Genomic DNA, 22,431 nt, shown 5'->3' with positions numbered 1-22,431 from the left:
GGCCGTGCCGACGCGGTCCGGGCACCCGCCGAGGAATCCCGTCCCGGCGGCTGGCCACGACGGGCCGACGTCATGACCGACCGATCCGGCGCTGCAGCAGCTGCCCCGACCGTCTCCACGCTGGCGGCGACGGCCATCGTCGTGGCCGACATGATCGGCATCGGCGTCTTCACCAGCCTCGGCTTCCAGGTCGCCGACATCCCGTCCGGCTTCACGCTGCTGCTGCTGTGGTTGGTCGGCGGCGTGGTCGCGCTGTGCGGGGCGCTCTGCTACGCCGAACTCGCCACGATGTTTCCCCGCTCCAGCGGCGAGTACAACCTCCTCACGCAGATCTACAGCCCGGCGGTCGGGTTCATGGCCGGGTGGCTCTCGGGCACCGTCGGCTTCGCCGCGCCGGTGGCGCTCGCCGCCATGGCGCTCGGCCAGTACGGCAAGGCGGTGCTGCCCGGGGCGCCGCCGCTCCTGCTCGGCCTCGCGGCGATCTGGATCGTCTCGCTCGTCCACCTGCGGGGCACGCGCCACAGCAGCGCGTTCCAGATCGGGTTCACGCTGCTGAAGCTGGCGCTGATCATCGCCTTCATCGGGGCGGGTTTCGCGCGAGGGGGCGGCGCGGCGATCGGCTTCTCGCCCGCTTCGTTCGATCCGGCGCAGGTCGTCAGCGCCAGCTTCGCGATCAGCCTCGTCTTCGTGATGTACGCCTATTCGGGCTGGAACGCCGCGACCTACATCGTCGGCGAGCTCGCCGACCCGCCGCGCAGCCTGCCGCGGGCGCTGTTCCTCGGGACCGGCCTCGTCGTCGCGCTCTCCATCGCGCTGAACGCGGTGTTCCTCTACACGACGCCCGCCGCCGAACTCGCCGGCCAGGTCGAGGTCGCGGTGATCGCCGGCCGTCACGTCTTCGGCGATGTGGGCGGCCGCGTCGTGGGTGGGCTGATCTGCGCCGGGCTGATCCCGACGATCGGCGCGATGATGTGGATCGGCCCGCGCGTCACCGTCGCGATGGGCGAGGACGTGACGCTGCTGCGCCTGTTCGCCCGGCGCACGCGGCGCGGGGTGCCGGGCGCCGCGCTTCTCCTTCAGGCCTGCGTCGCCACCATCCTGCTGTTCACCCAGAGCTTCGAGGCGGTGCTCGACTTCATCCAGTTCAGCCTGATCCTGTGTTCGTTCCTGACCGTGATCGGGCTGATCAAGCTCCGGATCGCCCGGCCCGACCTGCCGCGGCCGTTCCGGGCCTGGGGCTACCCGGTCACCCCGATGATCTTCCTGTCGGTCACGCTGTTCATGCTGGTCCACCTCGTGACCGTCCGGCCGCTCCAGTCCCTCGCGGGCCTCGCGCTGATGCTGGCCGGCTTCCTCCTGTACGGCATCGCGACGGCGCGGGAGCGGAAGACGGCGCGCATGGCGCCGCCGCGGTGAGGCCGGCGCCGCCTGCCCGGACGGCACCCGGCCCGGGGCCGCGCGCGATCACGGTCTTCAGGGAGCGGGCTTGAACGCCCGCAGCACGTCGAGCCGATACTCGGCGGTTCGCGACTGCTTCAGGACCCGCGCAAAACCTTGGGCGCCCGCGATGAAGCCTTCCGCCGCCTCGTCGCCGGAGAGCGGGTAATGGGTGACGCCGAGCCAGTGGACCAGCACGATGTCCGCTTCGGGGAGCACCGAGCCCTCCACCCGCGCGACCAGCCGGGCGAGGTCTGCGCGGTCGAGATAATAGGCGACCTCGGAGATCAGGATCAGGTCGAACCGCCCGTCCGGCCATGCGCCCGGAACGGCCGCGAGCTGGAAGCGCACGTTCGGGCAATCGGCGCAGCGCGCCCGGGCGTCGTCCAGGACGGAGGGGACTACGTCGAGCCCGATCAGCGCGTCGCACCGGGGGCAGAGCTGATGCGTGAACACGCCGATCGAGCAGCCGACTTCGAGGCCGGATGCGTAGCGGGCCCGCGGCAGGGCCGCGAGCGTCGCCGCATACTTGTCGCGCTCGTAAGGGCTCGTAGCGAAGCGCCACGGATCCGACTCCGTGGCGTACATGCCCTTGAAGTAATCGGTATCGAGACTCTTCGCGCGGCGGCCCGCCGAAGTCTCGGCCGGCCGCGTGGGGTCGACCTCGGCGCCCGAGGCACTTTGCATCCCGAGCATCGCGCTCGTCACGGCTGCGCCTCCGGCTTGCAGCAGGCGGCGCCGGGAGGCCGATTTGCGATCACGCACGAGAGGCCTCACCGCGCCTTCGGGATTGTGACGGTGAAACCGGGCGCGGTCCGGGCGGTTCCGGGCTGCGGCGTCAGGCGGCGCTGCCCGCCGCGGCGCGGCCGCCGAGATACGCGGCGCGGATGTCGTCGTTGGCCCAGAGCGCCTGCGGATCGCCTTCGAGGACGAGGCGGCCGGTCTCCAGCACGTAGCCGCGGTCGGCCACCGACAGGCCCATGCGGGCGTTCTGCTCGACCAGCAGCACCGTCGTGCCGCGGCGCCGCACCTCCGCGATGATCGCGAACACCGCCTGGACGATCACCGGGGCGAGGCCGAGCGAGGGCTCGTCCAGCAGCAGGAGGCGCGGCTTGGCCATCAGGCCGCGGGCGAGCGCCACCATCTGGAGCTGGCCGCCCGAGAGGGTCCAGCCGAGCGCGTCGCCGAAGCGCCGGATGTCGGGGAACAGCTCGAACATCGCCTCGACCTCGTCGCGCAAGGCGCGTTTCGGGACGCCGGACCGGTTCGAGGCGCCGAGCATGATGTTCTCGCGCACCGTGAGCCCCGGGAAGACCCGGCGCCCCTCGGGCACGTGGGCGACGCCGAGGCGCACGATCGCTTCGGGCTTCAGGCCGTGGAGCGGCTGCCCGTCGAGCAGGATGCTGCCGCCCGCCGGCTTCACCAAGCCGGAGATCGCCTTGAGGGTGGTCGACTTGCCGGCCCCGTTGGAGCCGAGCAGGGTCACGACCTCGCCCGTGCCGACCACGAACGAGAGCCCGCGCACGGCCTCGATCTCGCCGTAGCGGACGGTGAGGTCGCGGATCTCCAGGACCGGGTTCGACACGGCGGTGCTCATCCTGCTCAGGCCGGCGCGAGATCGGTCTTCAACGCGGTCTGGAGCCCCGCGCCCGGCCCGGTCGCGGCGTCCTCCCCGAGATAGGCCTCGATCACGGCGGGTTCGCGCAGCACGGAGGCGGTGACCCCGTCCGCGATGTGCCGACCGAAGTTCAGGACGGTGACGTGGCTCGCCACGTCGCTGACCAGGGTCATGTCGTGGTCGATGATCAGGATGGTCAGGCCCTTGGCCGCCATCCGGCGCAGCAGCACCGTCAGGGCGTTCTTCTCGCTGGAATTGAGCCCGGCGGCCGGCTCGTCGAGGAGCAGCAGCGTCGGGTTGCCGGCGAGCGCCCGGGCGATCTCGATCAGGCGCTGGTGCCCGTAGGAGAAGCCCGAGATCGGCTCCTGCGCCCGCGCCTCCAGCCCGACGAAGGCCAGGGCCGCGCGCGCCCGGGCCTCCAGCGCCGGCCGGTCGCTTGCGCCGAGGGGGTTGTTCGGGCGCTCGGCGCCGATCACCACATTCTCCAGGGCGCTCATCGAACGGAACAGGCGGATGTTCTGGAACGTGCGCCCGATCCCGACCGCGGCGCGCCGGTGCGGGGGAAACCGGGTGATGTCCCGGTCCTGGAGGCGCATGCTGCCGCCGGTCGGCGTGTAGAGACCGGACAGGACGTTGAGCGTCGTGGTCTTGCCCGAGCCGTTCGGGCCGATCAGCGCGTGGATGCCGCCGCGGGTGACGGTGAAATCGATCGCGTCCACGGCCTTGAGGCCACCGAAATGCTTGGACAGGCCTGACACGGTCAGCAGCGTCGCCGAGGCGTCGCGCTCCTGGCTCAGGGTCAGCTCCGGGGCGGGCGCAGGCGCAGGCTTGGCAGGCCGCAGCCGCCGGACCTGATCGCCCAGAAATCCCCAGATGCCGTCGGGCATGAACACGACGATCAGGATCACCGCGAGCCCGTAGATCGCCAGGTACAGGCCCGGGATCTCCTTGAGGAAGCGCAGCCATTCCGGAATGAGGATCAGCAGGCCCGTGCCGATCACCGCGCCCACCGGCGAACCGACGCCGCCCAGCAGCGCCATGGTCAGGAAGACGATGGACTCGGCGAAGGAGAACTGGTCCGGGCTGATATACGTGAAGCTGCCGGCAAACAGGCCGCCGCCCAGGCCCGCCAGCAACGCCCCGATGGCGAAGGCCGCGACCTTGGTGCGGTAGACGTCGATCCCGCTGACGCCCGCGGCCAGTTCGTTGTCGCGCACCGCCCGCATGGCGCGCCCGAGCCGGGTCCGCGGCAGGTGCCAGACCAGCCAGCCGACCACCGCCAGAACCAGGACGCACAGCGCGAGGTAGCTCTGTCCATCCGCGAACAGGGCCGGGCGGCGGATGTTCGGCACCCCGTCCGGGCCGTGGGTGACCGGGATCCAGTTGGTCAGGACCAGGGTGAGGATCTGCTGGAACGAGATCGTCACCATGGCGAGGTAGTGGCCACCGAGCCGCAGCGTCGAGGCGCCGAGCACCGCCCCGAGCACGACCGCCAGCGCGAGCCCGATCGGCAGGCACAGCCAGAAATTCAGGCCGTGATCGACCGTGCCGAGGCCGACCGCGTAGGCGCCGATCCCGAAGAAGGCGGCCTGGGCCAGGTTGATCTGGCCGCACAGCCCGAGCACGACGGTGAGCCCGATCACCGCGATCGCGTAGGTCGCGGCCTGCATCAGGATGTTGAGGACGTAGCCGGTGAGCGGCGTGGTCGCGGCGAGCGCCACGGCGGCTGCGGCGAAACCCGCATAGGCGAGGCTGCCGAGCGGCATCGGCCGGGAGGGCCGGGGGGCGGTCCCCGAGAGGGTCGGGTTGGCCGTCGTCGGATCGGCGCTCATGCTTTCTCCGCCACACGCTCGCCGAACAGCCCCTGCGGGCGCACGACCAGGAAGGCCACGAGGACGATGAAGGCGAAGGCGTCCTTGTACGGCACCGAGACGTAGGCCGCTCCGAAGGTCTCGATGATGCCGAGCGCCAGCCCGCCGATGATCGCGCCGGTCACGTCGCCGAACCCACCGATGATCGTCGCGGCGAAGGCCTTCAGCGCGATGGTCGCGCCCATCTGGATCGACACGAACAGAACCGGTGCCACGAGGATGCCGGCGATGCCGCCGAGCACGGCGCTGTAGACGAAGGTGAGCATGATCATGCCGGCGACCGGGATGCCGAGGAGCGCCGCCATCTCCTTGTCCTGGGAGGTCGCCTGGAGCTTCTTGCCGACCAGGGTGTGCTCGAAGAACCAGTACTGGAACGCCACGAGCGCCGCGGTCACCGCGATGATCAGCAGGTACTGGCTGTCGAGGAAGACCGGGCCGAGCAGGAAGCCCTGCGTCTCGAACACCGGCGGCAGGACCTGCGGCTGCGGTCCGTAGAGGGCGAGCGTGGTGTTGGCCAGGAAGATCGAGGCGCCGATGGTCGAGATGATCACCGGCAGGTAGGTGCGGTGGCGCAGGGGATAGTAGACGCCGAGGTTGAACAGGGCGCCGAGCAGAGCCATCCCGCCGATGGTGAGCAGCACCGAGAGCCAGTACGGCCACTCGAGATCGACGGCGAACACCACCATCAGGAAGGCCGCGACCATCGAGAACTCGCCCTGCGCGAAGTTCACGACGTTGGTGGCGCGGAAGATCAGCACGAAGCCCAGGGCCACGAGGGCGTAGACCGAGCCGATGCCGATTCCGGTGAAGAGGAGCTGGAGGATCAGGTCCATGTGCGCGCCCGTGCCCCGTCCGCGACGACGTGTTCAGCCCTGATAGAAGTCGATGCGCCGGTCGAACGTGATCGTGCCCTTGTCGTTGCGCACGACGTTGTAGCCGTGCAGGCCGTCGCCGTTCTTGTCGAAGTTGTAGGTGCCCTCGGCGCCCGCGTGGCCCCGCACCGCCAGCAGCGCCTCGCGGATCGCCTGCGGGTCGGTCTTGCCCGCCTTGTTGATCGCCAGCGCCAGGACCGTCACCGCGTCGAAGGTCCAGGAGGATTGGTTGTCGGGGGCGATCTTGGTCGCGGCGCGGTAGGCCTTGCCGTAGGCCCGGGCCGCGTCGCTCGATTCCTCCGCGTAGTCGGCCACGCCGTAGGTCCCGTAGAGCGAGGGCCCGGCGAGCTTCAGCGCCGTGACGTTGGTGATCGAGGGCGAGCCGACCCAGGGGGCGGTGACGCCGAGCTGGCGGAGCTGGCGGGCGAAGATGCCGAGGTCGTTCTCGAAGGTGAAGTACGAGCCGATCACGTCGGCCCCGGCCTGCCGGATCGCCAGCACCACGGGGGTGAAGTCCTGGCCCTGGTTGGCGTAGCCCTGGTCGAGCACGACCGTGGCGCCGACCTTACCCAGGCTCTCGGTCAGCGCCTTGGCGCCGCTCGTGCCGAAGGCGTCGGTGGAGTGGATGATCGCCCACTTCTTCTTGCCGAGGCCGTTGACGCCGTGCTCGGCGATCACCCGGGCCGAGAAGCTGTCGTTGGGCCGGAAGCGGAACATCCACGGGTTGCCGAGCTGCGTCAGCACCGGGTCGGTGCCGCCGAAGCACATCGGCTTGCCGGTCTTGAGGATGTCCGGCGCCATCGCGTGGTTCTGCGTGGAGCGGACCGAGCCCAGGAAGCCGACGAGATCGGGCTGCGAGGCCAGCTTGGAGAAGGCCAGCACGGCGCCGGGATTGGTGGTCTGGTCGTCCTCGGTGACGATCTCCAGCGGCTTGCCGAGCACGCCGCCGGCCTTGTTGACCGCCTCCAGGGCGATCTTGGCGCCGTTGAGGGCGAAGCGCCCCGCATCCGCGCCGGGGCCCGTGACCGGCAGCACCATGCCGATCCGGATCGTCGCGCCGGCGCCCTGCGCGTGACTCGATCGGATCACCCCCGGGGCGAGGCCGCTCGCAGCCGCGCAAGCGGCACCCGTCAAGAAAACGCGACGCGTCGTCTTCATCGGCATTCCCGTCCCGCCGCCGGTTCTTGTGCCCGACGTTGATTGTATTGGGCCATGCGGAACGCTTCATTGTCTATCCCGCGTCACCCGAACCGGTCGCCTTGCGGGTTAAGAAAGCCTAGGATCGTTACCCGAACGCGCCCGACGAGGCGCGACGACGGGAGATAGACCATCATGCGGATCGACGCCGCCGGACTGACCGCCTTCGTGCGGGACATCTTCGTTCGGGAGGGCTGCTCGGAGGCGGAAGCGGGGCGGATCGGCCAGTTCCTCGTGGCCGCCAACCTCACCGGCCACGATAGCCACGGGGTCATCCGGGTGCCGCGCTACGTCGCGTGGCTGCGCGACGGCGAACTCGTGGCCGACCGCAGCCCCGAGGTGCTGATCGACGGGGGTGCCTTCGCGCTGGTGGACGCCCATTACGGCTTCGGCCAGACCGCCGGCCCGTTCGCCACCGATCTCGGCATCGCCAAGGCCGGTGAGCACGGCGTCTCGGTCATCGCCCTTCGGCATGCCGGGCATCTCGGGCGGATCGGCGAATGGGCCGAGCGTGCCGCCGCCGCGGGCCTGATCTCGGTGCATTTCGTCAACGTCGCCGGCAGCCTGCTCGTCGCGCCGTTCGGCTCGGTGGAGCGACGCTTCTCCACAAACCCCGTCGCGGCCGCCTTTCCGCTTCCGGGGCGCGACCCGATCGTCCTCGACTTCGCGACCTCGGCGGTCGCCGAGGGCAAGGTCCTGGTGGCTTCGCAGGGGGGCAAGCCCCTGCCCGAGGGCGTGCTGATCGAGCCGGATGGCCGCCTCAGCGCCGACCCGACCACCTTGTTCGGCCCGCTCGACGGGCCGGACCGCGACAATCAGAAGGGCACGGGCGCGATCCGGGCCTTCGGCGAGCACAAGGGCTCGGGCCTGTCGCTGATGTGCGAGCTCCTGGCCGGCGCGCTCACCGGCTCCGGTACGGCGGGGCCGGGCAAGCGGCGGGTCTGCAACGGCATGCTCTCGCTCTACATGACGCCGAGCGCTTTCGGCTCGGACGACGCGATCGCGGCCGAGGCGCGCAGCTATCTCGATTTCTTCGCCTCCGCCCAGCCGGCGCCGGGTGGCGCGGTGCTGCTGCCCGGGGAGCCCGAGCGCCGCATGAAGGCGGAACGCCTAGCCGAGGGCGTGCCGCTTCCCGAGCCCGTCTGGGAGACGCTGCTCGCCGCCGGCCGGCCGCACGGCCTCGACGGGCAATCCTACTGCGCCTGAGGGGGCCCGGTCTCCCGAGCGGGGCGAACACCCCCCCTTGGGCAGGATCTCGACGGCGCGCATCAGGGGCGCGCCGGGGCGTGAAACGGTTCGCTAACCGAAGCCGCCCACCCTCGCGCGCATGTCCAAGCGAACGATCCGAACGGCGAGGGGCGTCCTCTGGATCGCGGCCCTCGCACTCTGCTGTTTTTCGGCCGTGATGCTGGTGAAGGCCAACCGCCCCGCGGAGCGGTCGGTCGCGGCGCCGTCATCCTCCGATCCCGTCACGACGGGATCCATCGACCGGGCTCCGATCCGATGGTGCGGGGCCGCCCCGTGGTGCCGCTGACCGTCGCTACCGTTTCCACTGCTTGACGAGGATCTCATGCGACACTGGATCTCCCTGCCGATCGTGCTGATGCTCGGCTTCGTGACGCCGGCTCACGCGCAAGGCCTGGCGCGCGGCGCGCAGGACGGTCGGGAGCGCGGCGAGGCCATCGCGGGCCCGCTCGGCGCCGTGGTCGGCGGCGCGATCGGTGCCGCCGTCGGCACGGCCAACAGCATCCTCGGGATCGACCGGCGGGACCGCTTCCGCATCTACGCGATCGGCGAGCAGCGGCCCTCCTTCGCCTACGCGGGGCCGGTGCGGGTCGGAACCGTCCTGCCGGAGGACGGTGTGGTCTATTACGACGTGCCGGCCGAATTCGCGCTGCCGAACTACAACTACACCATCGTCAACGATCACCCCGTGCTGGTCGAGCCGCGGACGCGGCGCATCGTCGAGGTCATTGATTAGGGGCTGCGCGCATCCGCGCGGAGCCGAGGTTTCACGCCGCCGGGACGCGCCCGGCGGCGTGGTCGTGCTCGGCGCGGGGCGCCGACGCGATGTTACTTCAGGCGCGCGGCGGCCCAGGCGATGTGGTCGGCCATGAAGGTCGAGATGAAGAAGTAGGAGTGGTCGTAGCCCTCGCGCATGTTGAGGGTCAGTGCGATCCCGGCCTTCTTGCAGGCCTCCTCCAGCAGCCAGGGGCGCAGGCCGTCCTGGAGGAAGCTGTCGGCGGTGCCCTGATCGACCAGGAACTCGGGGAAGCGCTTGCCGTCCTCGATCAGCGCGGTGGCGTCGTGGGCGCGCCAGGCGGCCGTGTCGGACCCGAGATACTTCTCGAAGGCCGGCTTCGACCAACCGGCCGTCGCGGGCTGGGCGATCGGCGCGAAGGCGGAGCAGGACTTGAAGCGCTCCGGGTAGGTCAACGCGATGGTGAGCGCGCCGTGCCCGCCCATGGAATGGCCGAAGATGCCCTGGCGGGTCATGTCGGCGGGGAACTCCTTCGCGATGAGGGCCGGCAGCTCCTCCGTCACGTAGCTCCACATCCTGTAGTTCTTGTCATAGGGCGCCTGCGTGGCGTCCAGATAGAACCCGGCGCCGGAGCCGAACTGCCAGTTGCCCTCCTCGTCCGGGATGCCGGGGCCGCGCGGACTGGTGTCGGGGGCCACGATGATCACGCCGTGCTCCGCGGCAGCGGCGCGGTACTCGCCCTTGTCCATGACGTTGGCGTGCGTGCAGGTGAGCCCGGACAGGTACCACAGCACCGGGACCGGGCCCTTTTCGGCCTGGGGCGGCACGAACACCGCGAAGGTCATCGGGCATCCCGTGGTCTGCGCGTCGTGCTTGTAGACGCCCTGCGTGCCGCCATGGGCGCGGGCCTTCGAGACGGTTTCCATCAGCTGTGATCTCCTGCTCGGGAGGCGGGAGCCCCGCTCGGGGGCTGGATCGCGGGCCCGGGTCTTCGAGAATGCGAGGACGTGCGCGGGGCTCCCCGGCCTTGCAGGCGGGGAGCCCCGGATCGGTCTTCCTCAGTAGACGACGACGGAGCGGATCGACTTGCCTTCGTGCATGAGGTCGAAGCCGTGGTTGATCTCGTCCAACGGCATGGTGTGGGTGATCAGATCGTCGATGTTGATCTTACCCTCCATGTACCAGTCGACGATCTTCGGCACGTCGGTGCGACCGCGGGCGCCGCCGAACGCCGAGCCCCGCCAGACCCGGCCGGTGACGAGCTGGAACGGGCGGGTCGAGATCTCGCGGCCGGCCTCCGCCACGCCGATGACGATCGACTCGCCCCAGCCGCGATGGCAGCATTCGAGGGCCTGGCGCATCACGTGGACGTTGCCGGTGCAATCGAAGGAGAAGTCGGCGCCGCCGCCCGTAAGATCGACGATGGCCTGGACCACCTTGTCGGTGCCGACCTCGTTCGGGTTGATGAAGTGGGTCATCCCGAACTTGCGGGCCATGGCCTGCTTCTCCGGGTTGATGTCGACGCCGATGATCTTGTCGGCACCGACCATCCGGGCGGCCTGCAGCACGTTGAGGCCGATGCCGCCGAGGCCGAACACCACCACGTTAGCGCCGGGCCAGACCTTGGCGGTGTAGATCACCGCGCCGATGCCCGTGGTCACGCCGCAGCCGATGTAGCAGATCTTGTCGAAGGGGGCGTCTTCGCGGATCTTGGCGAGCGCGATGGCCGGCAGGACCGTGAAGTTCGAGAAGGTCGAGCAGCCCATGTAGTGGAACACGGTGTTCGACCCGCCGGGATTGCCGCCGGTGGAGACGCAGGAGAAGCGGCTGGTGCCGTCCGGCATGACGCCCTGGCCCTGGGTCGCCCGGATCGCGGTGCACAGGTTGGTGCGCTGCGAGAGGCAGGACTTACAGTTGCGGCATTCCGGCGTGTAGAGCGGGATGACGTGGTCGCCGGGCTTCAGCGTGGTCACGCCGGCGCCGACCTCGCGAACGATGCCCGCGCCCTCGTGGCCGAGGATCGCCGGGAACTTGCCCTCGGAATCGAGTCCCGAGAGGGTGTAGGCGTCGGTGTGGCAGATGCCGGTGGCCATCAGCTCGACGAGAACCTCGCCGGCCTTGGGCCCTTCGATGTCGATGGTCTCGATGGTGAGAGGCTTCTTGGCTTCCCACGCGACCGCGGCGCGCGTCTTCATCACGTGTTCCTGTTGTTTGGACGATCACGGACGGCGTCGAACGGCCGACTCTTCGGCGCGCCTCGCCCTGGGGCGGCACACCGAACGGTCCGAAAATCTGGGGTGTGTTTGATGGTTCTGGCGCCGAGATGCAATGTGTGCGTCCGCGTTTCGGGTACGTCCCCCGTTCGAGCGGTCCGGGGAATGGGTCGCATCCGCACGGCTTGGGCGGCGCGCTAACTGCGGGGCATGGACCCTACCTTTCCCGTGAATCGCCCCATGACCCGAGCCGCCGGGCTCGACCGGCTCGCCGCCTTCCTGGCCGGAGCCGGGGCCGATTACGCCGCCTGCCGCAACACCGACCGTGGTCCCGGCCGCGCGCCGACCACCTCGGCCCTCTCACCTTACCTGCGCCGGCGCCTGATCACGGAGGCCGAAGTCGCGGCCGCCGCCGAGAACGCGTTCGGCGATGGCGGCGCCGAGAAGTTCGTGTCCGAGGTGTTCTGGCGGACCTACTTCAAGGGCCATCTGGAGACCCACCCGTCCGCCTGGACGGACTACCACGCCCGGGTTGCTTGCGACCGGGAGCGGCTCGCCGCCGAGCCCGGACTGCGCCGCACCTACGCGATGGCGGTCGAGGGCCGGACCGGGATCGACGGGTTCGACGACTGGGCCCGCGACCTCGTCGATACCGGCTGGCTGCACAACCACGCCCGGATGTGGTTCGCCTCGATCTGGATCTTCACGCTGCGCCTGCCCTGGGCGCTCGGAGCCGCGTTCTTCATGGACCACCTGGTCGATGGCGATCCGGCGAGCAACACCCTGTCCTGGCGCTGGGTGGCGGGGCTGCACACCCGGGGGAAGCACTATGTCGCCCGTGCCGAGAACATCCGGCGCTACACCGAGGGCCGCTTCGACCCCGTCGGCCTCGACGAGGAGCCGGACGCCCTCGACGAGGCGATGCCGCCCCGCGAGGTCCCGCTGCCCCGGGCCGAGACCGTGCCGGCAGGCGACATCGCGCTGCTGCTGCATCTCGACGACCTGCACCCCGAGAGCCTGCCGCTGGGGGACTCCCGGGTGGTTCGCGTCGGCGGCCTGCTGGTCCATGCCCCCGGGGCCTCCGAGCGGGTCCGGGCAGCCGACGCCGAGGCGATGGCCGATGCGCTGCAACGCTCCGCGGCGCAGTTCGGCTGCGAAGCGGGCCCGGTCGAGGCAGGCTGGTCCGGGGATCGTCCGGTCGTCACCGCCTGGGCTCCGGTGGGCCCGTCGGCCGATGCCCTGCCGGAGGATTGCATCCGGGTTCGCCGTGCATGGGACGAGACCGCCTGGCCGCGATCCACGCGCGGCTATTCCCGCCTGCGCTCGGTGATTCCCGCGGTCCTGACAGCATGAGGTCCCGGACCCGTCCGCCGCCGACTGTCCGCGCCGCGCTGATTTGAATCGTCGCGGTTCCGGGTCTTCCGGCCCCGGTCTTCATGGCGACCGACCCGGCAGATACGGTATGGAGCCGCCGGACGGCCTGACCGTTGGGAGACCGACGGCCAGGTCTGGCGACGCGGGGGCGGGATTTCGCTGCATGGATGTCGAACACGACGCGCTGCGTCGGCGCCTTCAGGAGGCCGAGGCCGAGATCGAGCGTTTGCGGGCGTACAACGCGAGCGCCGTGCATGCGCCGAGCGGCAACGAGCGCACGTCGGCGGCCGGGATCGACCTCCTGTTCACGGCGGCGGAGAAGACCCGCATGCCGCAGATCGTCACCGATCCCAACCTGCCCGACAATCCCATCGTCTTCGCCAACCGCGCCTTCCAGGAGCTGTGCGGCTACGGCGCGGAGGACCTGATCGGCCGCAACTGCCGGTTCCTCCAGGGGCCCGGGACGGATCCCGCCGACGTCGCCAAGGTCCGCGACGCCATTGCGGCCCGCCGCGACGTGGTCGTCGAGATCCTGAACTATCACCGCGACGGCAGGCCGTTCCGCAACGAACTCTACGTCAGCCCGGTCTTCGATGCGGACGGGCAGCTGCGCTACTTCTTCGCCAGCCAGCTGGACGTTACTCGCTTCCGCACCGAGGAGGAGCGCCTGGCCGAGAGCGAGGCGCGCTACCAGACCCTGTTCGAGGCCATCGATGCCGGCTTCTGCGTGGTGGAGATGCGGTTCGACGCCGAGGGCCGCGCGGTCGATTACCGCCTGATCGAGGTCAACCCGGCCTTCGAGCGCCATACCGGCCTGCGAAACGCGGCGGGGCGCTGGGTCAGCGAACTCGTTCCCGATCTCGAACCGTCCTGGTTCGAGACCTACGGTGCGGTCGCCATGACCGGGCGCTCGGTGCGCTTCGAGAGCGCCGCCGTGTCGATGGGGCGCTGGTTCGACGTCCATGCCCTGCGCGTCGGCGAGCCGGCGCGGCGGCGCGTCGCGATCCTGTTCAACGACATCACCGACCGGCGCCGCCTCGAGGATCACCTGGAGACCGCCGCCCGCGAGCGGACCGACGAGCGCGACACCCTGTGGCGGGCGAGCCGCGACCTGTTCGTGGTCTGCGGCTTCGACGGCGTGTACCGGGCGGTGAACCCGGCCTGGACCGCGACCCTCGGCTGGACCTCCGAGGATCTGGTCGGCGCCCGGTTCGACGCGTTCGTACACCCGGACGACCGGACGCTCGCGGAACAGGCGCTGGCGCGGGTGATCGCCGTCGGCGACGTCGACGACGTCGATGTCCGGTTCAGGACGCGCGACGGCGCCTATCGCTGGATCTCGTGGAACGTGGTCCCGCGCGGCGACCACTTCTACGCGGCGGGTCGGGACGTCACCGAGCGGAAAGCCCTCGAGGAGCAACTCCGCCAATCCCAGAAGCTGGAGGCGGTGGGCCAGCTCACCGGCGGGGTGGCGCACGACTTCAACAACCTGCTCACCGTGATCAAGTCGTCGACCGACCTGCTCAAGCGCCCGAACCTCCCCGAGGAGCGCCGCACCCGGTACGTCGACGCCATCTCGGACACCGTCGCCCGCGCCGCCAAGCTGACGGGCCAATTGCTGGCCTTCGCCCGGCGCCAGGCGCTCCAGCCCGAGGTGTTCGACGTCGGCCGCGGCGTGGCTTCGGTCTCCGACATGGTGCGGACCCTGACGGGGGCGCGCATCCACGTCGACATGCAGGTCGTGCCCCTGCGGGACGCGGCGGGGCTGGAGAGCCCGTGCCTGATCGACGCCGATCCGAGCCAGTTCGATACGGCTCTGGTGAACATGGTGGTCAACGCGCGCGACGCCATGGCGGGCGAGGGCCGGATCACCATCCGGGTGCAGCCCGTGAATCGCGTCCCGGCCGTGCGGGCCCACCCGGCGATACAGGGGGATTTCGTCGCGGTCTCGGTGACCGATACCGGCACCGGCATCGCCCCCGGTGACCTGGAGCGGATCTTCGAGCCGTTCTTCACGACCAAGGGGGTGGGGCAGGGCACCGGTCTGGGCCTCAGCCAGGTGTTCGGCTTCGCCAAACAGTCCGGTGGCGAGGTCGTCGCCGAGAGCCGCCTGGGCGCGGGCAGCACCTTCACCCTGTATCTCCCGCGGGCGGTGGCTGCGGCTGTCCCGGAGGCCGAGGCGCCCGAGCCCGCGGCCCTGGCCGACGGCCACGGCACCTGCGTCCTCCTGGTCGAGGACAACCTCGAGGTCGGCGCGTTCGCCGCGCAGGCCCTGCAGGAACTGGGCTACAGCACGGTCTGGGCGACGGACGCGGAGAAGGCGCTACGCGAGTTCGAGCGTGTCCCGTTCCGCTTCGAGGTCGTGTTCTCGGACGTGGTGATGCCCGGCATGAACGGGGTCGAGCTGGCCCACGAGATCCGCCGCCGGCAATCCGACCTCCCGGTCGTCCTGGCATCGGGCTACAGCGACGTGCTTGCAGCGCACGGCACCCACGGCTTCGAGCTGCTGCGCAAGCCGTACTCGGTCACCGACCTGTCGCGCATCCTGCGGCGCGCCGTCGAACGGGCACGGTCGCCGGCGCGGCGCTGACGGACGGGATCTCCCGCAGGCCGCGCGCGCAGGGAAGGGCACACTCCCCGCGGTGTGGGCGGCCTGAACTGAACCAGCGCCGGGACTGGCATCCGGGCGCCGAGGCCAACCCGCGACGAGATCGCCACGGCTGAGATTGATCGGAAAGGCCAAGCGTTCAGCTCACCGGCCTCTGGCCGGCCAACTGCGCTAATTGGCACGTCACCAGTACGCGGACGTACGGCAGCCGGGCTTTAACCCCAGGCAAACCGACACGTTAAGCTGACGCCCTAAGGCATTCAGGAGATTGGCGCACCCGACACGATTCGAACGTGTGACCTTTGCCTTCGGAGGGCAACGCTCTATCCAGCTGAGCTACGGGTGCTAGCCGCGTCGATTTCCTAACCCAACCGCGGCGCCAGTGCAACGGTCTGGGTGAGGCTGCCTTTGCCTGCGTCCGTGTCCGGACTGGGACCGGATACCGAACCGGTTCCGGCCGTCGGCGGCGCGATGGCTGCAGGGTGTTGCCCTGGCGGTCTTGTCTTCGCGTGCGGTTTCCCGGTCCTTGGCGGTCGCTAGGGGATTATGGGGCGAGGCGGGTGTCGCAGCGGGTCGGCGGGGAAGACCGAGCGGCGAACAATTTCGGCATGCTGCGCGTGCTGTTCGCGATCCTGGTCGTGCTCTCGCACGCGCCGGAGCTGGCGGATGGCAATCGGTCGCGCGAATGGCTCACGCAGGTGTTCGGCACGCTGTCGCTGGGCGAGGTCGCGGTGGACGGATTCTTCTTGGTGAGCGGCTACCTGATCACCGCGAGCTACCGCGCCAAGCGTTCGTTCTCCGACTACCTGAAGCGGCGGGCGCTGCGGATCTATCCGGGCTTCGTGGTGGCGTCCCTCGTCTGCATCGCCGTCGTCGCGCCCCTGGGCGGCGGTGACTTGGCCGCGATCTCGCCCGCCGAGACCGTGCTGCGCCTGTCGCTGCTGCTGATGCCGGTGGTTCCGGGCGCGTTCGAGGCGCTGCCCTATCCGATCCTCAACGGATCGCTCTGGACGATTCCGTGCGAGTTCGGCTGCTACCTGCTGCTCGGTCTGGTCGGCGGCGCGCGCGCCCTGCGGCGGCGGCGGCGCTACCTCGTCCTGCTCGCCGGCCTCGGGGGAGTGCTGGCCCTGCGCTGGCTCGTCCTGCCGATCGGCCAGCCCGGGCATGGGCTCGGCGTTCTGTCGGAGATGATCCGCCTGAGCTTCGTGTTCTGCTGCGGCGGCGCCTTCCAGCTGTTCGGCGACCGGATCGCCTATACCGGCCGGGGCGCAGCCGCCGCCGCGTCGCTGCTCCTGCCGCTGATGTTCAGCCCGCCGCTCGCCGAGCCGGCCTTCGCGATTCTCGGCGGCTACCTGATCTTCTGGTTCGCCCTGGCGGTGCGCCCCAACGCCCTCAGCCGCGCCACCGCGCGCGTCGATGCCTCGTACGGGCTCTATCTCTATGCCTGGCCTGTGCAGAACCTGCTGGTCGCCCATCGGCCGGACCTGCCACCCTGGACGGCCGCGATCCTGACCCTCGCGGCGGCGGCCCCACTGGGGTTCCTGAGCTGGTACTTGGTCGAGAAGCCGATGCTCCGACACCGGCCCGGTACGCACCGGTCTGCGATCCGGGGTTCCGGCGACGCCCTGACGGCCGCCCCCGCGCTCGGCCCGTGACCGCGCGGTAACCGCGGGGGGCCTCGCGGGTTCTCGTCGGGAGAGCACCGGCCCTGCGGGTCGGGCGGAGGCCGGAGCGGGCGATGACGCAGACGATTGATCGCGGAACGCTGGACCGGCTGATCGCCCTCGGCCGGGCGCGGGGCGCACTCACGGCAATCGACCTGCAGGCCGCCCTCCCGGTCGACCGCATGGATGTCGACGCCCTGGTGCTGGTGATGCTGGAGCTCGACGCCGCGGGGGTGAGCGTCGAGCCGGAGGCCTTCGGACCGCCCCTGGATCGGGCGATCCCGGGATCGGTCATCCTCCCGGAGCAGCAGCCCGGGACGCCGCCGCCGGTCCTGCCGGCCGGCGGGACCGGGGCTCCGGCCGCGGCGGCGGAGCCCCGGCCGATTCGATCCGCCGCCGCGCCGGGCCTGGATCCCGACGACAGCCGCGACGCCACCCAGGCCGTCGCGTTGGCGGCCCTCGCGACGTTCCTCATCCTCGGCGCCGTGCTGCTGATGCTGTGAGCGGCGGGCCGGAACGCTTGCGCGGGCGGCTCCGTTGGCCCAGGCCCTGATGGATCGAGAGGATAGACCCGAACCATGCGTCAACGAGCCGACGGCACCCTGGCCCTGCTGGTCGCGGCCCTGCGCGAGAGCGCGACGCATCTGGAATCGCTCCTGAGCCTGGCGCGGACCGAGATCGACGGCAACGTCCGGGCCATCGTCTCGCTGGTCGCGATCGTCGGCACGATTCCCGTGCTGCTGATCGTCACGTTCTTTCTCGGGCTCGACGGACTCGTGAAGCTGCTCGCCGTGCCGTTCGGCTCCGAGGCGCCGGCGGCGCTGATCGTGGCGGCGCCGTTCCTGGTCGCGGCGTTCGCGCTCGGCTGGCTCGGCCTGCGCCGGATGGCGCTGTCGAACCTGGAGCCGTGGCGGACGTGGCGGCAGGTCAAGCAGGATGCCCGGGAGTTGGCGCGGCCCCGGGGGTAATCCGAGGTACCCGCCGCCTGCGGCAGGAGGGGGCGCCCTACCGCGTCGGCACCAGGATCGTGCTCGGCCCCGACTCGATCGGCACATCCAGATGGCAGAGCAGGCCCCCGGCCTCGAAGGCGAGGTCGACCATGCCGTCGAGCTCGCGCCGGACACCGCCGGAGATCAGGCGGGTCCCGAAGCCGGCCCGGGCCGGCGGCTGCACCGGCGGGCCGCCGCTCTCCTGCCAGTCGAGGCGCAGGCGCCGTATCCCGCCCTCCGGCGCGGCCAGCGACCACGAGACCCGCACCCGTCCCCCCGGCACCGCGAGGGCGCCATACTTGGCGGCGTTGGTGGTCAGCTCATGGATCGTCATCCCCAGGGCCAGCACGTGCCGGGGTGAGAGCGCGACGTCGGGCCCGTCGAGGCCGATCTGATCGGCGCCGGTGCGGTAGGGGTTCAGCTCGCTCTCCAGCACCTCACGCAGGGAGGCGCCGCTCCAATCTTCGCGGGTCAGGAGGTCGTGGGTCTTCGACAGCGCCAGGATCCGCGCCTCGAGGACGCCCTCGGCGCCGCGGGACTGGCGGGCCAGGGCCTGCACCGTGGCCAGGGTGTTCTTCACCCGGTGGTTCAGCTCGTGCAGCATCGTCACCTGCTGTTCCTGCAGGGCGCGGCCGTGGCGGATCTCGGCGTGCAGCGCGTCGGTGTTGCTCTGGAGCGCGGACGCCATGGCGTCGAGCTTGCGCCCGAGGCGGCCGAACTCCGCCAGGCCGCGCAGGCCCGTGCGGGCGGAGAGGTCGCCGTCCTGCCAGGCGGCCGCGACCCGGAGCAGGCGATCGATCGGGTGGCGGATGAACATCCGTCCGGCCAGGAGCGCCGCCGCCAGCGCCAGGACCGCGCCCAGGACGATCAGCACCAGCCCGCGGCGGCTGGCGGCATCGATATCCGCGAACGCCGCCGCGCTGTCGCGCCCGGCCACGAGGCGCACCCCGGAGAGCGGCCCCTCCGGCATGGCCGTGGCGATGACCCGCGTGCGGCCGTCAAGGCCCTCGGCGATGCGCACCTCGCCGTCCCGGGCCGTCCGCATCACGACGCGCTCCTGCGGGATCGGCTTGCCGATCCAGTCCGCCCCGTCCGGGCGCCGCGCGATGATCAGGCCGTCGCGGTCCGTCACCGTGATGGCCGTCTCGGCCTGGTGCAGGGTCTGCTCCAGATGGTCGGACAGCCAGTCGAGATCGACGGCGGCCAGAAGGACGCCCGTCGCGGAGCCGTCGGTCGCGTCCCCCCCGGCCACGACCCGGGCGAAGTGGATCGAGGGCCGGTTCGAGACGGTCCCCAGCGCGTAGCCGCCGACCGCGAATCCGCCGGCTTCCAGGGCGCGGTGATGATAGGCGCGTGCGCCGGTCGAGTAGGATCCCGGTGCCGAGCCGGCGCTGTCGCAGATCACCGCGCCGGCGGGATCCGTGAGCGCGATCAGGATCACGTGCGGGAGCCGGGCGGCGGAGCGCTTCAGGTAGGCCGCGCAGGCGGCGGGGTCGCGCGCCCGCACGGATGGATCCCCGGAGATGAGGTCGAGCGCCTGGCGCATCCGCTCCGACAGCTGGGAGAAATCCTCCGCGGCGCCCCGGACGGTGGCGAGCGCGTCGGCACGCACCGCCGCGTCGCGGCTCGTGCGCAGGGCAACCTCGTTGTAGCCCTGGATCGCCAGAGCCGGCGTGAGCGCCAGCAGCACCAGCAGCAGGATGCGGGTGGTGAGCGACATGGGCGGTCAGTCGAGACCCGCGATCATCGCGCGCACCCGGGCGGCCAGGGCCTCGACCGGGAACGGCTTGGTCATCATCCGCATGCCGGGTTCGAGGTGGCCGTTGCCGAAGGTCGCGTTCTCGGCGTAGCCGGTGATGAACAGCACCTTCAGGTCCGGCCGGTCCGGGCGGATGGCGTCGACCATCTGGCGGCCATTGAGGCCACCGGGCAATCCGACGTCGCTGATCAGCAGGTCGATCCGCCCCGGCGCGCGCAGCAGCGCGAGGCCCGCCTCGGCGTCCGCGGCCTGGAGTGCGGTGTAGCCGAGGTCGCCAAGAACCTCGGCGATCAGGTCGCGCACCACCGGGTCGTCCTCCACCACGAGCACCGTGTCGCCGCGCTCGGCCCGGTGCACCTCGATGAGACCGGACTCCGCCTCCTCGGGCGGCGCGGCGCCGCGGTGACGCGGGAGATAGAGCTTGACCGTCGTGCCGCGACCCGGCTCCGAGTAGATCCGGACATGTCCCTCGGACTGCTTGGCGAAGCCGTAGATCATCGAGAGGCCGAGGCCGGTGCCCTGGCCGAGGGGCTTGGTGGTGAAGAACGGGTCGAAGGCCCGGGCGGCGACCTCCGGGCTCATGCCGGTCCCGGTATCGCTGACGCTGAGGCAGACATACGCGCCCGCGTTCACGCCGGCGTGCCGGCGGGTGTAGGCGTGGTCGAGATGGGCGTTGGCGGTCTCGATCACGAGGCGGCCGCCCTCGGGCATCGCGTCCCGGGCGTTGATGGCGAGGTTGAGCAGCGCGTTCTCGAGCTGGTGCGGGTCGCAGAGGGTCAGCCACAGGCCACCGGCGGTGACGAGTTCGAGGTGGATCCGCTCGCCCAGGGTCCGCCGCAGCAGGTCCTCCATGCCGGTGACCAGCGGGTTGGCGGCGGTCGGCCGCGGCTCCAGCGGCTGACGCCGGGCGAAGGCGAGGAGGCGGTGGGTCAGCGCCGCGGCGCGGTTGGCCGACGACAAGGCCGCGCGGGCGTAGCGCTCGATCGCGTCGGTGCGGCCCTGCTGGATGCGGGTCTGCATCAGGTCGAGGGAGCCGACGATGCCGGTCAGCAGGTTGTTGAAGTCGTGGGCGATGCCGCCGGTGAGCTGGCCGATCGCCTCCATCTTCTGCGCCTGGAGCAACTGCTCCTCGACCCGGCGCTGCTCGGTGAGGTCCCGCCCGACGATGTAGAACAGCCCGGTTCCCGGATCGGGCACCGCCGTCCACATCACCACCCGGCGCTCGCCCGCGCGGGTCAGGACGCGGTCGACGAAGCCCGCCACCGTCTCGCCGGCCGTTAGGCGGCCCACCACCTCGACGGTCTCGGCGTGGTCGCCCGGATCGACGACGTCCAGGAACGGCCGGCCGAGCAGTTCCGCCTCGCTCCAGCCGAGCATGTGCGTCCAGGCCGGATTGACGGTCTTGAGGAAGCCGTCGAGGCCCGCCGTGCCCATCAGGTCGTTGGTGGTCTCCCACAACCGGTCGCGTTCGCGGGTCCGCTGGGTGACCTCGGAGAGGAGGGTGGCCTCGACCCGCTTGCGGTCGGTGATGTCCTGCACGAACACGTGGAAGCCGTCGACCGCACCGTCGGCGCCGCGCCGGGGCAGGTAGCGGATCTCGGCGTCGCGGTGGCGCCCGTCCTGGTGGGGCCAGGCGATCTCGAACCGGACGGCCTCGCCGGCGCGGGCGCGCTCGACATAGGCGCGCCGCAGCTCGAAGGCGGTCGGCCCGAGCAGCACCCGCACGTCCCGCCCCACGATCTCCGCGGCCGGGCGGAAGAACCAGTCCTGATACGCCGCATTGGCGAAGCGGTAGACGTAGTCCCAGTCGATGAAGGCGATGAGCACCGGCAACGCGTCGGTGATGAGGCGCAGCTCGCGCTGGTTGGCCTCCGCCCGCTGCTCGGCGGACTTGTGGTCGGTGATGTCGCGCACCGCCCCGACGAACCGGATCGGGCGCCCATCGGGGTCGCGCTCGAGCGCGCCGCGGCGGGCGATCCAGCGTTCCGCGCCGTCATCCGCCCGACGGATCCGATAGGCCACGTCGGCATCGGTCAGGCCGGCGCCCCGGTCCGCCCATTGCGCGACGCGTCCGGCATCCTCCGGGATGACGAGACGGACGACCGCGTCGATCGGCAACGTCTCCTGCTCGGCCAGGCCGTACAGGCGGAAGAAGTGCGGCGTGGCGTGGATGACGTTCCGGTCGAGGTCGATGGAGAACACCCCGACGCCGCCGGCCTCCTGGGCCCGGCGCAGGCGCGTCTCGGAGGTGCGGAGCGCCGCCTCGGCCCGGACCTGGGCACCGATCTCGGCGTTGACGCCGAACCAGCGCACCACCCGGCCGGTGGCGTCCCGCAGCGGCACGATCCGCGTCAGGAACGACCGGAACACGCCGTCGGCCCCGCGCAGGGGAAACACCATCTCGAACGGCTCGCCGGTGGCGATCGAGGCGGCCCAGACCGCCGTCACCCGGGGCAGCGCCTCCGGGTCGTGGACGCTCTGCCAGCCCCAGCCGGCCATGGCCGCCTGCGTGGTGCCGCAGTAATCGAGCCAGCGCCTGTTGTACCAGCAGAGATGGCCGTCGCCGCGGGCGAGCCAGCACAGGATCGGCAGGTGGTCGGCGAGCCGGCGGAACTCGGCATCGTCGATCCGCTCGGGATCGGGATCGGGCAGGAACGCGTCGACATGGGCTGACCTGTGCCAGTACGCGCGATCGAAGGCGGTCTCGTCCCGCGGCGCCTCTTCATGCTGCGGCACCTCGGCCCGGGTCTCCGCCCGGCTCGCGGCGAGGGCGGTGCGCAGGCGGGTGACTTCGTCCTCGAGGTCACGGGTGCGGCGCCGGAGAACGTCCGCCTCGTCCGCGCTCAAG

17 protein-coding genes and 1 tRNA gene are annotated in these 22,431 nt (G+C 71.0%); 8 read left to right on the top strand and 10 right to left on the bottom strand.

Annotation, left to right across the window (positions count from 1 at the left end; all coding sequences use genetic code 11):
- The first annotated feature begins 72 nt into the window (after positions 1 to 72).
- On the top strand, positions 73 to 1,416 hold the full coding sequence (locus tag FV242_RS09355) for an APC family permease (RefSeq protein ID WP_147938727.1): 1,344 nt from the start codon (positions 73 to 75) through the stop codon (positions 1,414 to 1,416).
- A gap of 57 nt (positions 1,417 to 1,473) precedes the next feature.
- On the opposite strand, the gene FV242_RS09350 is transcribed toward FV242_RS09355, so the two are convergent.
- From FV242_RS09350 to FV242_RS09330, 5 genes are all read right to left on the bottom strand, one after another.
- On the bottom strand, positions 1,474 to 2,124 hold the full coding sequence (locus FV242_RS09350; RefSeq protein WP_147938759.1) for an SAM-dependent methyltransferase: 651 nt from the start codon (positions 2,122 to 2,124) through the stop codon (positions 1,474 to 1,476).
- Positions 2,125 to 2,275: 151 nt separating this feature from the next.
- Positions 2,276 to 3,034 carry an ABC transporter ATP-binding protein gene (locus tag FV242_RS09345; protein ID WP_147856343.1) on the bottom strand — a complete coding sequence of 253 codons (759 nt, stop codon included), beginning with the start codon at positions 3,032 to 3,034 and terminating at the stop codon, positions 2,276 to 2,278.
- Positions 3,035 to 3,039: 5 nt separating this feature from the next.
- A complete protein-coding gene (locus FV242_RS09340; protein WP_147938726.1) occupies positions 3,040 to 4,887 on the bottom strand; it encodes an ATP-binding cassette domain-containing protein in 1,848 nt (615 codons plus the stop codon).
- The gene (locus FV242_RS09335; protein WP_007562633.1) at positions 4,884 to 5,759 is read right to left on the bottom strand and encodes a branched-chain amino acid ABC transporter permease; all 876 of its coding nucleotides are present in this window, start codon (positions 5,757 to 5,759) and stop codon (positions 4,884 to 4,886) included. Before FV242_RS09335 ends, FV242_RS09340 begins: the two co-directional genes overlap by 4 nt.
- A 33-nt stretch (positions 5,760 to 5,792) precedes the next feature.
- Positions 5,793 to 6,956, bottom strand: a complete 1,164-nt coding sequence (locus FV242_RS09330) for an ABC transporter substrate-binding protein (protein WP_147907257.1) — start codon at positions 6,954 to 6,956, stop codon at positions 5,793 to 5,795.
- Positions 6,957 to 7,130: 174 nt separating this feature from the next.
- Between FV242_RS09330 and FV242_RS09325 the strand changes: the two genes are divergently transcribed.
- Both FV242_RS09325 and FV242_RS09320 read left to right on the top strand, forming a co-directional pair.
- Entirely contained in the window at positions 7,131 to 8,201 is a 1,071-nt protein-coding gene (locus FV242_RS09325) for a malate/lactate/ureidoglycolate dehydrogenase (protein WP_147938725.1), read from the top strand.
- Positions 8,202 to 8,565: 364 nt separating this feature from the next.
- Positions 8,566 to 8,976: a DUF1236 domain-containing protein gene (locus FV242_RS09320; protein WP_147907259.1), complete on the top strand. Its 411-nt coding sequence runs from the start codon at positions 8,566 to 8,568 to the stop codon at positions 8,974 to 8,976.
- 92 nt (positions 8,977 to 9,068) lie between these two features.
- On the opposite strand, the gene fghA is transcribed toward FV242_RS09320, so the two are convergent.
- Both fghA and FV242_RS09310 read right to left on the bottom strand, forming a co-directional pair.
- On the bottom strand, positions 9,069 to 9,902 hold the full coding sequence (gene fghA / locus FV242_RS09315) for an S-formylglutathione hydrolase (RefSeq protein WP_147938724.1): 834 nt from the start codon (positions 9,900 to 9,902) through the stop codon (positions 9,069 to 9,071).
- A 132-nt stretch (positions 9,903 to 10,034) separates the two neighbouring features.
- Positions 10,035 to 11,171 carry an S-(hydroxymethyl)glutathione dehydrogenase/class III alcohol dehydrogenase gene (locus FV242_RS09310; protein WP_147856776.1) on the bottom strand — a complete coding sequence of 379 codons (1,137 nt, stop codon included), beginning with the start codon at positions 11,169 to 11,171 and terminating at the stop codon, positions 10,035 to 10,037.
- Between the two features lie 258 nt (positions 11,172 to 11,429).
- Here FV242_RS09310 and FV242_RS09305 point away from each other — a divergent pair, with 258 nt between their 5' ends.
- Positions 11,430 to 12,542, top strand: a complete 1,113-nt coding sequence (locus tag FV242_RS09305; RefSeq protein WP_147938723.1) for an FAD-binding domain-containing protein — start codon at positions 11,430 to 11,432, stop codon at positions 12,540 to 12,542.
- A 184-nt stretch (positions 12,543 to 12,726) separates the two neighbouring features.
- A complete protein-coding gene (locus FV242_RS09300; RefSeq protein ID WP_147938722.1) occupies positions 12,727 to 15,153 on the top strand; it encodes a PAS domain S-box protein in 2,427 nt (808 codons plus the stop codon).
- Between the two features lie 287 nt (positions 15,154 to 15,440).
- Here FV242_RS09300 and FV242_RS09295 read toward each other — a convergent pair.
- Positions 15,441 to 15,517, bottom strand: a tRNA-Arg gene (locus tag FV242_RS09295).
- 262 nt (positions 15,518 to 15,779) lie between these two features.
- Here FV242_RS09295 and FV242_RS09290 point away from each other — a divergent pair.
- From FV242_RS09290 to FV242_RS09280, 3 genes are all read left to right on the top strand, one after another.
- A complete protein-coding gene (locus FV242_RS09290) occupies positions 15,780 to 16,826 on the top strand; it encodes an acyltransferase (RefSeq protein WP_246692647.1) in 1,047 nt (348 codons plus the stop codon).
- Positions 16,827 to 16,909: 83 nt separating this feature from the next.
- Complete coding sequence (locus tag FV242_RS09285) at positions 16,910 to 17,338, top strand: RNA polymerase sigma factor region1.1 domain-containing protein (RefSeq protein ID WP_147938720.1); 429 nt, start codon at positions 16,910 to 16,912, stop codon at positions 17,336 to 17,338.
- A 75-nt stretch (positions 17,339 to 17,413) separates the two neighbouring features.
- Positions 17,414 to 17,803 carry a phage holin family protein gene (locus FV242_RS09280; RefSeq protein ID WP_147907266.1) on the top strand — a complete coding sequence of 130 codons (390 nt, stop codon included), beginning with the start codon at positions 17,414 to 17,416 and terminating at the stop codon, positions 17,801 to 17,803.
- Positions 17,804 to 17,840: 37 nt separating this feature from the next.
- On the opposite strand, the gene FV242_RS09275 is transcribed toward FV242_RS09280, so the two are convergent.
- Positions 17,841 to 19,544: an HWE histidine kinase domain-containing protein gene (locus tag FV242_RS09275; RefSeq protein WP_147938719.1), complete on the bottom strand. Its 1,704-nt coding sequence runs from the start codon at positions 19,542 to 19,544 to the stop codon at positions 17,841 to 17,843.
- Positions 19,545 to 19,550: 6 nt separating this feature from the next.
- Positions 19,551 to 22,430 (bottom strand): PAS domain S-box protein, encoded by a 2,880-nt coding sequence (locus tag FV242_RS09270; RefSeq protein ID WP_187278372.1) that lies wholly within the window; start codon positions 22,428 to 22,430, stop codon positions 19,551 to 19,553.
- Position 22,431 lies beyond the last annotated feature (1 nt).

The sequence above is a fragment of the Methylobacterium sp. WL64 genome, assembly GCF_008039945.1.
Classification (GTDB): Bacteria; Pseudomonadota; Alphaproteobacteria; order Rhizobiales; family Beijerinckiaceae; genus Methylobacterium.
The sequence above is the reverse complement of the archived record's forward strand: the minus strand, read 5'-3'. Positions and strand labels throughout refer to the sequence as shown.

Bases quoted from the DNA above. Each gene is read 5' to 3' on its own strand.
- FV242_RS09355 (WP_147938727.1), top strand. From the start codon at position 73: ATGACCGACCGATCCGGCGCTGCAGCAGCTGCCCCGACCGTCTCCACG.
- FV242_RS09350 (WP_147938759.1), bottom strand. From the start codon at position 2,124: ATGCAAAGTGCCTCGGGCGCCGAGGTCGACCCCACGCGGCCGGCCGAG.
- FV242_RS09345 (WP_147856343.1), bottom strand. From the start codon at position 3,034: ATGAGCACCGCCGTGTCGAACCCGGTCCTGGAGATCCGCGACCTCACC.
- FV242_RS09340 (WP_147938726.1), bottom strand. From the start codon at position 4,887: ATGAGCGCCGATCCGACGACGGCCAACCCGACCCTCTCGGGGACCGCC.
- FV242_RS09335 (WP_007562633.1), bottom strand. From the start codon at position 5,759: ATGGACCTGATCCTCCAGCTCCTCTTCACCGGAATCGGCATCGGCTCG.
- FV242_RS09330 (WP_147907257.1), bottom strand. From the start codon at position 6,956: ATGAAGACGACGCGTCGCGTTTTCTTGACGGGTGCCGCTTGCGCGGCT.
- FV242_RS09325 (WP_147938725.1), top strand. From the start codon at position 7,131: ATGCGGATCGACGCCGCCGGACTGACCGCCTTCGTGCGGGACATCTTC.
- FV242_RS09320 (WP_147907259.1), top strand. From the start codon at position 8,566: ATGCGACACTGGATCTCCCTGCCGATCGTGCTGATGCTCGGCTTCGTG.
- fghA (WP_147938724.1), bottom strand. From the start codon at position 9,902: ATGGAAACCGTCTCGAAGGCCCGCGCCCATGGCGGCACGCAGGGCGTC.
- FV242_RS09310 (WP_147856776.1), bottom strand. From the start codon at position 11,171: ATGAAGACGCGCGCCGCGGTCGCGTGGGAAGCCAAGAAGCCTCTCACC.
- FV242_RS09305 (WP_147938723.1), top strand. From the start codon at position 11,430: ATGACCCGAGCCGCCGGGCTCGACCGGCTCGCCGCCTTCCTGGCCGGA.
- FV242_RS09300 (WP_147938722.1), top strand. From the start codon at position 12,727: ATGGATGTCGAACACGACGCGCTGCGTCGGCGCCTTCAGGAGGCCGAG.
- FV242_RS09290 (WP_246692647.1), top strand. From the start codon at position 15,780: ATGCTGCGCGTGCTGTTCGCGATCCTGGTCGTGCTCTCGCACGCGCCG.
- FV242_RS09285 (WP_147938720.1), top strand. From the start codon at position 16,910: ATGACGCAGACGATTGATCGCGGAACGCTGGACCGGCTGATCGCCCTC.
- FV242_RS09280 (WP_147907266.1), top strand. From the start codon at position 17,414: ATGCGTCAACGAGCCGACGGCACCCTGGCCCTGCTGGTCGCGGCCCTG.
- FV242_RS09275 (WP_147938719.1), bottom strand. From the start codon at position 19,544: ATGTCGCTCACCACCCGCATCCTGCTGCTGGTGCTGCTGGCGCTCACG.